Origin of the sequence: Streptomyces olivochromogenes, assembly GCF_021538895.1 — a bacterium.
In the GTDB taxonomy this organism is placed as follows: Bacteria; Actinomycetota; Actinomycetes; order Streptomycetales; family Streptomycetaceae; genus Streptomyces; species Streptomyces olivochromogenes_A.
Genome location: NZ_JADDRL010000028.1, coordinates 86,421 through 94,126 on the forward strand (window position 1 = coordinate 86,421; position 7,706 = coordinate 94,126).

At 64.2% G+C, this 7,706-nt stretch carries 7 protein-coding genes and 1 tRNA gene; 4 read left to right on the top strand and 4 right to left on the bottom strand.

The window, feature by feature from the left end:
* The first annotated feature begins 447 nt into the window (after positions 1-447).
* Complete coding sequence (locus IPZ69_RS16775; RefSeq protein WP_235454927.1) at positions 448-675, top strand: hypothetical protein; 228 nt, start codon at positions 448-450, stop codon at positions 673-675.
* On the opposite strand, the gene IPZ69_RS16780 is transcribed toward IPZ69_RS16775, so the two are convergent.
* Entirely contained in the window at positions 672-1,865 is a 1,194-nt protein-coding gene (locus tag IPZ69_RS16780; protein WP_235454928.1) for a hypothetical protein, read from the bottom strand. The two genes, IPZ69_RS16775 and IPZ69_RS16780, sit on opposite strands and share 4 nt — an antisense overlap.
* Before the next feature lie 1,351 nt (positions 1,866-3,216).
* Here IPZ69_RS16780 and IPZ69_RS16785 point away from each other — a divergent pair.
* Positions 3,217-3,591, top strand: coding sequence for a hypothetical protein (locus tag IPZ69_RS16785; RefSeq protein ID WP_235454929.1), 375 nt, complete (start codon positions 3,217-3,219; stop codon positions 3,589-3,591).
* Positions 3,562-3,638, top strand: a tRNA-Ser gene (locus tag IPZ69_RS16790). Before IPZ69_RS16785 ends, IPZ69_RS16790 begins: the two co-directional genes overlap by 30 nt.
* 132 nt (positions 3,639-3,770) lie before the next feature.
* Here the strand turns inward: IPZ69_RS16790 and IPZ69_RS16795 are convergent.
* The 3 genes from IPZ69_RS16795 to IPZ69_RS16805 all read right to left on the bottom strand — a co-directional run bounded on the left by IPZ69_RS16795 (position 3,771) and on the right by IPZ69_RS16805 (position 5,510).
* Positions 3,771-3,932, bottom strand: coding sequence for a hypothetical protein (locus IPZ69_RS16795; RefSeq protein ID WP_235454930.1), 162 nt, complete (start codon positions 3,930-3,932; stop codon positions 3,771-3,773).
* 444 nt (positions 3,933-4,376) lie between these two features.
* Positions 4,377-4,775, bottom strand: a complete 399-nt coding sequence (locus IPZ69_RS16800) for an RICIN domain-containing protein (protein WP_235454931.1) — start codon at positions 4,773-4,775, stop codon at positions 4,377-4,379.
* 156 nt (positions 4,776-4,931) lie between these two features.
* Positions 4,932-5,510 carry an RICIN domain-containing protein gene (locus IPZ69_RS16805; protein WP_235454932.1) on the bottom strand — a complete coding sequence of 193 codons (579 nt, stop codon included), beginning with the start codon at positions 5,508-5,510 and terminating at the stop codon, positions 4,932-4,934.
* Positions 5,511-5,792: 282 nt separating this feature from the next.
* On the opposite strand from IPZ69_RS16805, the gene IPZ69_RS16810 reads away from it, so the two are divergent.
* Positions 5,793-7,706: nSTAND1 domain-containing NTPase (locus IPZ69_RS16810; RefSeq protein ID WP_445330174.1), on the top strand; the 1,914-nt coding region annotated here is incomplete at its 3' end.

Here is a 7,706-nt window from a genome sequence, read left to right on the forward strand (position 1 = left end):
GCGCGACTTCCGACCCGACCGCGACTGATGTCCCAGGCGTCGCGCCAGTTCGGGGTGGCCACAACAACGACTCAGGCACAGGGCAGTCACATGATCGGCCGGACAGGTCCTACATGTACGTGTGGCCCGGCAGCGGCCTGGCTGCGCCTTGTGGCGATGGATCGGTCACCTGGGTGTCAGCCTGTCCTGCTCCGGGCGGTCACGAGGCCCGCAAGAGGTGTCGTTGTTGCGCAGGCTGTGAGTGGTGTCGTTGAGCTGGTAGGGGCGCAGGTCGCTGATGGTGCCGCCCTCGCTGCCGACACAGACGTGCCGGCCGAAGTAGTTGTCCTTCTGGTAGACCCGCGCCGTGTGGCTGTTGTTGATGATGGGCTCTTCTTGGCCGTGGCCTTCTTCTTCGGCAGTTCGTGCACGTCGGCCTCGCTGTCCTCGCCGCGGGAGGCCTTCGCCTTGGCTACCGACTCCCGCAGGGCGGCCATCAGATCCAGCACCATGCCCGGCTCGGCCTCCGGCTCCTCCACGTCGGGCAGCTCGCGGCCCTCCCGCTTCGCCTCTGATCTGCGCAAGGGCGTCGGTGTACGTGTCGCGGAACTCGTCGCCCTCGAGGTCCTCGCGGGCCACGGTGCCATGAGCGCCAAGGCACCCTCGATCTCACGATCCGCGGAGCTGAATGGCTAGGGCGAGTGCCGGGGTGTCTCTACAATGCCGAACTTCTTATTCAGTGCCATTTCTTTTCTCGCGATATTTGTCCTAGTCTGAACGTCCTTTCTCGTGATCAGCGTGCGCATGGCGTTCTTCTCTATATTCGTTGGAGTCTCCGAAGAGAGGAAAATTTCTAAATCGGAGCGAATCCTCTCTGATTGAGATAGGACTAGTACCGCGAGGGTCTCGGCCAGTTCCTCGTTGCCGATGCCGAGTATCTGTGCGCAAATTCGGAAGTATTCGATGGATGATTCGATCCCTCTGACTCCTACGCCTAGCCAATGACGCACTGCCATGGCTACGTCTCCCGCGTCAACTGTAGCGTTGAGCAGCAGTGCAAATTCGGTGACTCCAGACGTGAATGAATTCTCGCGAAGGCGATTATCTCGGAGTTTCCAGGGGTGTATGTGGAGACTTAGGAGGAGTTTATAGAGCCTCGCTGCATCACCAGGCTTCTTGAAGCGCACGAAGGCATGCAGCACTGTCGACGCGTCTCCGGTGCTGCCAACAGCCCACAGGAGTCGCATGGTTTCCGTTACATCTTCGACGCTTCGGAGAGCCCCGAAACGCGAGAGAGTCCTTTCAGCGACCCATGTGTGATCTCTTGCTAGGCGCAATTCGGCGACCAGGGCAGGGATGTTGGCTGGCGAAAAAGTCTCAGCGAGAGAGTTCTCGACTTGCTTAAGAAAGCGATGCCAATTTCTCGCCTTTATCTCCGTAAGGGTGAGGAGGATGGTTGCAGGAGATCTGTCGGCGCATGCTCTGATGAGTGGCTCCGCTGTGCCTCGCGAGCTGGCTTCGCGCAATGACGCCTCGATAGATAGGCTGGACGAATCCGCTTCCATCGTGTATTCGGGCGTAAAGTTTGCGTCCAGCAATATCGAGACCAGCCGATTGCTCTCCACTTCGGGATCCGGGCCATTTGCGGCTCGACTGGAAAAGAATCGGACCAGACTTTCTAATTGCAGTGCATTGGGCTGTTTCTTGCCGGAAAGTATGTCTGACACCAGGTTTCTGTTAAGCATTGCAGGCAGATCCATCTCTGCGATACCGGAACTAATTTCGCGAAGTCCCGGGGTGCCTGCAAGGTAATAGAGCTTGTGTAGGTCAGACAGCACTTGACGTAGCGGCCCCGGGGGAAGCGCATCTTCCGTCGGCATGTTCACGCCTTTAGACCCTCGTCGTCCCACAGGCTCCATCTCCAGCTGTCACGAAGTGGCACGCTCTGTCCCGAAGCGGTGAGGCTACTGGAACTTCACACAGCTGACCAGCAACTTTGCTCGACTTCGAAGCACTTGTGGCACTAACCCGCAACCCACTCTTCGGAGTACCGCTCAATGGAATGAGCGGAGCCGACTGCGGCAGCGCGCTGTCAGTGCAGCCACACGTGGAAGTGAAGGTGCAGGGATGAGCAAGAGTCGCAAGCGAACGAGTGGGCGGAGGACGCGTCGTCGAGACGTGCTCCTGGCGGCCATTGGCGGCCTGTGCTCGGGCGTGGTTCGTGGGGTCCTCGATCTGTTGACATAGGCCAAGGCGCGCCAGCTTGGCGCCATGAGCCAGTCACCGATTCCCCCAGTGGTCCCCCAGAGCGGCGAGTGCGTGGCATAAGCGCTGGTCAAGAGGGGTAGGAGCGGCCCTCTGTAAATCTGCCGATTCTACCGTCCCAGGTTCGAATCCTGGCGCCGCCACCCTAACGGGAATCGGCCCCTGACCGGCAAGCTTGGTCAGGGGCCGTTCTCGTTCCCGGATCACGTCAGTACCCGCCGCTCCCCGCTGTTCTCCGCCCGTTCTGGCACGGCCGTGGCACGAGCCGTGAGCTTGATCATGCGGCGGCGTTCCGTGCCTGCTTCCTTGATCGGCGGTACCGATGCCACTTGGGCGCGAGCTCACCGCACGCGGTCACGCAGACGGCAAGAACAGCGCAAAGAACGATGCCCTCGCGCTCTCCAATGAGCCTGCCCACCGCCCAGAGGGCTGGCGTCGTGATGAGCCAGGCCACGAGCAGGTTTCTCGTCTTCGGCCACCAGTGCGCATTCTTCACAGGCGGGACGGTATCAAGGGCCATCCGTCCGTCTGGCGACGGCAGGAGGTCGGCTCCGAGCCTTTGGGCGGGAGCTGCCATGGGGCGAGTGATCATGGCACCGTAAGCTTCCGGCAAGTCGGGCAGCCTACGCCGGGCTAGTCGCGAGCTTTGAAGCTGTGGCCTCATCTTTATCAGGTCGATCACAGGGGACCGTCGACATCGGTCAACCCGGCCTGCGCCTCGGCCGATCGTCCACTGAGGTCCGCCGCCGAGCCCTGCTGTTCGCGCTTGTTGGTGTCAGCCGCTGATGTCAGCCGCCGCACGCGGTCTTTGCAGGGAGGGGCGACGCTGTTGAGCGATTGGGGCTGTCCCTGGCGTGGCGGAGGATGGTGCTCATGTGCGCTCTTTTCGACCCCCCTGAGCCTCGCCGCGTCTCGCCGGGCGAGTACCCCGTGTGGGACCAGGCTCTCGCCCTTCTGAACCGGGACCTAGCGGTGACGCTTCCCCAGCTGGAACCCCTGCAACTGCTGGCCCTTCCGCCCTACGATGCGGATGAGCCGGAGAACGTCTACGTCGCCATGGCCAACGGCGAGTGGCACGGCAATCACCTGGACTCGAACTCGCAAGACAGCCTCGCCTCTGCGCTGGCGAGCGTCGCCGATGCCGCACAGGAGACCGTCATGGAGCTTCTGTGGCATGCGTGGCCCCTGTGTCCCGAGCATGGCCTGGGCATGCATCCAAGGGAGGATGCAGAGGAGCAACTGTCCTGGTGGTGCGCGGGAGAACGGTTGCGTCGCGGCCCGGCTCATATCCACACGGCCGTGGGCGCACTCGACGCCTTGGGAGAGTCGATCCGTACACGGTCTTGAAAACCGTCGTGGCAGCGATGTCACCGTGGGTTCAAATCCCACACCCACCGCCTGTGAGCGGCCCCTGACCAGGTAAATCAGTCAGGGGCCGTTCTCGTGCGCGTTGTCCGCCAGCGACCGCGGTTCCCCGCTACTTCCCGACCGAACGGGCACGGGAGGGGCACGTTGACTGGCACTCTTTAGACGGCGAGCAGCCCGGCGAGTACCACAGCCCCCGCCGCAGAGAAGACCCGCAGCTTCCTCCAGCCTGGTCCCGAAGCCTGGCGGTTCTGCTCCCACACGAACACCGGACCGCCACCGAGGCCCAGCGCACTCCGCAGCAGGAAAACAGTCGTGTGCATAGGGAGCCTCCAGGGAGCTTCAAATGGACGGGAAGGTTACCCCGGGCGGCGGTCTGGTGGTGTGTGGGGGCGCTCATGCGGGGCGCGGGGCTCACGCGGTCGGTGGAGTTTCAATGATCGAGTCAAGGCCGGGGGCGCGCCCTCCACCAGTGAGGGCGGCACCTCGTCTCGGAGATCGTCTGTGCCTCAGCCGACGAACGTCAGCCACGACGGGCACGCCGACTGATCAGGTGCGCGTGTGTCTCGCTGCAGCCCCGCCGGCCTCAGCCACGCTGCCGGTTTTGTGGCCTCGGGTTGAGTCAAGCCGTCTGCGTCGGGCGGGCCTTCGTGCCGCCACCGTTCGATTGTGACGTCGAGCCACCCGTCGAGGCCATCGACGACGTTCTCAGCGCAGGGGCCTGGTGACGGTTCCGGACGGCAGGTCGCTCCGTGGGAGCGGCTCTGTTAATTCAGGTAGAAGCGTTGGTTGCTCACATTCTTGCATTTCCACAGGATGATGCGAGCGCCGTTCGTCTTGCTTCCTCCCTGGACATCGAGGCATTGAGTACCCACGTGGATCTCGTATGTATTGCCTCGTGGGACGGGGTACCAGGCTTGCTTGAAGGCGCTGTGGCAGGGCCGCTGTGTTACCTTGTGGCCCTTTCGCAGGTCGCCGCCGTCGAGGCACTTGTTGCTGAACTCGGATTTCACCCAGTACCGGAATGCGCCGTTGTCCATGAAGGTCCAGCGCTGGTTCCTCTGCCCGTGGCAGGTCCACTGATCGATTTTCGCTGCGTCACTGGCGTCCCAACCGTGCACAGTGATGCACTTGTCGGGTGTGTGGGCCGGCCGGATGTAGTGCACGCCCGGCACAGGAGTTGCGCGCTCAGAAGACGCTGTGGGAGCACTCGAGGAGGCCGTGGGCGCTGAGGCAGCAGGGGATACGATCCCGAGCATGCTCGCGCCACTCAACAGGCCCGCCAGAAGAATCCTACTTTTCTTCACTTTTCCCTCCGAGAGTCAGGCGCGGACCATCTTGAATTTCTGGTTGCTGCCGTAGTTGCAGCTCCACAGCACGAGTTGTGTGTTGTTCCGCTGGGACGCTCCCGGAACGTCCAGGCACTTCTGAGCGTCGTACCAGGGTTGGATGGTCGCGTAGCCTGCGACGCTCTTCACGAAGAATTTCTGGTTCTTACGGCTGTTGCAGTCCCACTGACCGATCTTGGTGCCGTTGGCCTTGCTTCCGCCCAGCACGTCCAAGCACTTGCCGCTGTGCTCAGCTGTGACGTAGGCCAGTCCCCGGTCACTGACGAAGAGCAACCTCCATCGCTGGTTTGCCCGGTTCAGGCATGTGTATTGGTCGACGGCGGCACCCTTGGCTGTGCTGGCACCGTGGACGGTGAGGCACTTACCGCTGTGCTTCGCCTTGAAGTACCAGACGCCACCGTCACGCAAGGCGTCCTGGGGCGCCGGTGTTTTCACCGATGCCGCTTGCGAGAGCATGCCGCCGGTCGCGGCGTTCGCGGACGGGGTGAGTGCGATGCCGGCTCCCAGTGCCCCTATAGCAGCTGCGAGGGCGAGTTTCCTGCGCTTCTTCACGCTTTCGTTCCTCCGTCGTTGGAGATGCGCACCCCGGGTCCCGTCGACGTTTCTGGCGCCGACGGGCTGGTGCCTGCCATCGAGTTCAGCGGGCTGGGTATTGAATGGGCAGCCGGTCTCATCACCCTGATCAATGGCCGCACTGCAGGTGACAGGCCCTCGTTGTAGTCCCTGACCAAAGAACGCGCTCTTGCTTGCTCTTCTGCGACGGGCGCGCGTAGCTTCGCGAGTCGCAGCGCCGCATCCACGGGAGAGGCGGCAACGGGGTAGGGAGAGCTGTCGATGGCGGGACGTCGGGAAAGCCCACTGGATCCGAGTGCGGGGCCGGTTGCGCGGTTCGCGTTCGAGTTACGCAAGTTCCGGGCGGAGGCGGGCAGTCCGACGTACCGGGTGATGGCGCAGCGTACGGGGCACGGGGCGAGCACGCTGTCGCAGGCGGCCGGTGGTGAGCGGTTGCCGACGCTGCCGGTTGTCCTGGCGTACGTCCAAGCCTGCGGCGGCGACCAGGAAAAGTGGGAGGCGCGGTGGCGTGAGGTCTCCGCGGAAGCGGCAGCCCAGCGCCGGCCCGAGGACGAGGATGATGTCCAGCCTCCCTATCGGGGACTGGCCCGTTTCGAGACCGGCGACGCCGAATTATTCTTCGGCCGTGATGAGCTCACCGACCGCCTGCTCGGGCTGACCCGCTCCCGCCGGTTCACCGCGGTGTTCGGCCCCTCAGGCAGCGGCAAGTCTTCCTTGCTTCGGGCCGGCCTCATCCCCCGCCTGCGTACTCCGGACCCGGCCGGGGCGCCGCCAGCTGCGCTGCGCGTCCTCACCCCTGGCGCGCACCCGCTGCGCACTCACGAGCATCGCCTTGAACCGAAGGACGCCGACGGCGACACGTGGTTGATCGTGGACCAGTTCGAAGAGCTCTACACCCTCTGTCACGACCCGGCCGAACGCGATCAGTTCATCGACCGCCTGCTGGCAGCCGCCACCCCGGCGAGCCGACTGCGCGTCGTCATCGCCGTCCGGGCGGACTTCCTCGGCCGGTGCGCCGAACACCCCGCCCTCACCGCCGCCCTGCAGGACGGCACCGTGCTCGTCGGGCCGATGACCCGCGACGAATTACGCGAGACCATCATCAAGCCCGCCCAGAGCACCGGCATGATCGTGGAACGGACGCTGACCGCGTGCATCCTCGACGAGGTGGAGGGCGAGCCCGGCGCGCTGCCGCTGATGTCCCACGCCCTGCTGGAAACCTGGCACCGCCGCAAAGGCCGCGCTCTCACCGAAGCCGCGTTCGAGGCGGCCGGCGGGCTCCACGGCGCCATCGCCCGTACCGCCGAAGACGTCCACGCCAGCCTCGCCCCAGCTCAAGCGGCTCTTGCTCGCCGCATCCTGCTGCGGCTGATCACGCCGGGCGAGGGAACCCCCGACACCCGCCGCCCCGCCCAACGCGATGAATTCGACTTCGGCGACCCCGCAGACACCAAGACCGTCTTGGATCGGCTGGCCCAGGCCCGCTTGGTCACCCTCGACGAGAACGCGGTCGACATCGCCCACGAAGCCCTCATCACCGCCTGGCCCCGGCTCCGGCAATGGATCGACGATGCCCGCGAGCGACTGCGCCTTCACCGTCACCTGACCGAAGCCGCCCAAGCCTGGAACAGCCTCGGCCGCGACCCCGGCGCGCTCTACCGCGGCACGCGTCTGACCGCAGCCGAAGAAACCTTCACCACTTCCGACATTACCGACGACCTAACCGCTGTGGAACGGGACTTCCTCGCCACCAGCTCCATCGCTCGCCAGCGCGAACAACAGGCGACGGCCCGCACCACCCGACGCTTGCGACAGTCCGCCATCACCCTGTCCGTCTTGCTCGTGCTTGCCCTCGTAGCCAGCCTCACCGCGTGGAACCAGTACCGGGTCAGCGATCAAGAACGACGCAGGGCTGTTGCAGCCCAACACCTGGCACTGTCTCGGCAGTTGGCTGCGCAATCATCCAGTCTCCTTGGAACCGATCCAGACCTGTCTTCGCTTCTGGCCGTACGGGCCTACCAGGCCAGTCACACGACCGAATCCATCACCAGCCTCTTCGCCGCCGCAGCCCTCCCACTCGGTCACCGGCTCACCGCACACGCCGAAGTCTGGTCGGTGGCGTTCAGTCCGGACGGTCACACGGTGGCCAGCGGTGGTGACGATGGCGTGGTGCGG